The sequence below is a fragment of the Bradyrhizobium sp. genome, from assembly GCF_049581145.1.
Classification (GTDB): Bacteria; Pseudomonadota; Alphaproteobacteria; order Rhizobiales; family Xanthobacteraceae; genus Bradyrhizobium.
This window is the reverse complement of record NZ_JBAURI010001197.1, coordinates 1-1,502: the sequence shown is the minus strand read 5'-3', so window position 1 is coordinate 1,502 and position 1,502 is coordinate 1. Positions and strand designations below refer to the sequence as shown.

Sequence of the window (1,502 nt, the reverse complement as noted above, 5' to 3'; positions counted from 1 at the left end):
GTTCCTCAAGCCGGAGACGACCGTCTGGCAGTACACGCATGGCGCACCCGATCCCACGAGGGTCTCCCCGGACGGCTACTCGCTCGACAATTTCTACCTCTCCCGGTCCGGCGTGGCGGAGGTGCAGCTCGACCTGATGGGCGACTATAAGAGCAACGTCGCGCTCTATCCGACCTTCCAGCAGTATTTCCGCACCCATAAGCCGCCCTTGCTGGCGGTGTGGGGCAAGAACGATCCGTTCTTCCTGCCGCCGGGCGCCGAGGCGTTCAAGCGCGACATCCCGAGCGCGGTCGTCCGCTTCTTCGATGCCGGACATTTCGCGCTCGAGACGCATGCCGCGGAGATCGCGGCGGCCATTCGCGACTTCCTTCCTCGCTGACCCCGTTATCGAAAACACGGAGGGGCTGCATGGCGAAGTCAGTCGCCATCGTCACCGGCGCGAGCCAGGGCATCGGCCGGGCGACGGCCATCCGGCTCGCGCGCGACTTTTCGGCGCTCGTCCTCGTCGCGCGCGACCGGGCCAATCTGGATGAGACGGCGAAGGCGGTGAAGACCGCCGGCGCCGAAGCGGTGGTCGTCGATATCGACCTCGCCCAGCCTGGCGCCGCCCAGGCCGTGGTCGATCGGGCGTTGGCCGCATTCGGTCGGATCGATGCTTTGCTCAACATCGCCGGCGCCGTGCCGCAGATCGACCTCTTCGAGATGACCGACGCCCAGTGGGAAGGCGGCCTGGCGCTGAAGCTGCACGGCGCGCGGCGGCTGACGATCGCCGCATGGCCGGCGTTGAAGGCGGCCAAGGGCGCCGTGGTCCTGATGTCGGGCAATTCGGCCCTGTTTCCGAAGGCGCCTTACGCGGCCGTGGGTACGATCAACGCCGCCATTGTCGCGCTGGCGAAGGCGTTCTCGGATCGCGGCGTCGCCGATGGGGTCCAGGTCAATAGCGTCCTGCCCGGTCCGGTGATGACCGGCCGCCGCCGCTCCTATCTCGAGCACTGGGCGCCGCTGCACAACATGACGGTCGAGGAGGCGACGGCCAATTTCCCGAAGGAAGCCGGCATCGCCCGCTACGGCGAACCGGAGGAGATCGCCGAACTGATGGCTTTCCTGGTGTCGCCCGGCGCCCGCTGGATGACCGGCTCTAGCCTCCGCATGGACGGCGGCGAGGTGAAGTCCATCTGACGCGGCGGACGCCATTTTGGGAGGCGCGCGCCGTCGCCGACCGCCTCGCTCGGGAACGTTCAATTCGCCTCGCGCGAAATGGGCGAGCAGCAACTCCTTGAGACTGGGCTTGGCCGAGCGCTTCAGTGATTGCCAGTTACGTGGTTGCGAGATTCTTGAATATTGCGCCAAGATCAGTTTGCTCGGATGGCCAGGCGGGATTAGATTTGTTCTTCGCGCGAAGTCGAATGGAGTTTCCCATGCCGAAGACCACCGCCGTCGTTTCGCTCTCCGACGTCCTCGGCCTCGGCCGTCTTGCTGCGGATGCGGCGGAGGGGCTGGCC

General features: G+C 66.4%; 2 protein-coding genes. Both read left to right on the top strand.

The genetic code is table 11. The features are described 5' to 3' along the window. Window positions 1-379, top strand: a 379-nt coding sequence (locus WCB02_RS38120) for an alpha/beta fold hydrolase (protein ID WP_423967238.1), incomplete at its 5' end; no start/stop codon positions are given. Window positions 380-408: 29 nt separating this feature from the next. Then, window positions 409-1,179 (top strand): SDR family oxidoreductase, encoded by a 771-nt coding sequence (locus WCB02_RS38115; protein WP_423967236.1) that lies wholly within the window; start codon window positions 409-411, stop codon window positions 1,177-1,179. The last annotated feature ends 323 nt before the right edge of the window (window positions 1,180-1,502 follow it).

Bases quoted from the DNA above. Each gene is read 5' to 3' on its own strand.
- WCB02_RS38115 (WP_423967236.1), top strand. From the start codon at position 409: ATGGCGAAGTCAGTCGCCATCGTCACCGGCGCGAGCCAGGGCATCGGC.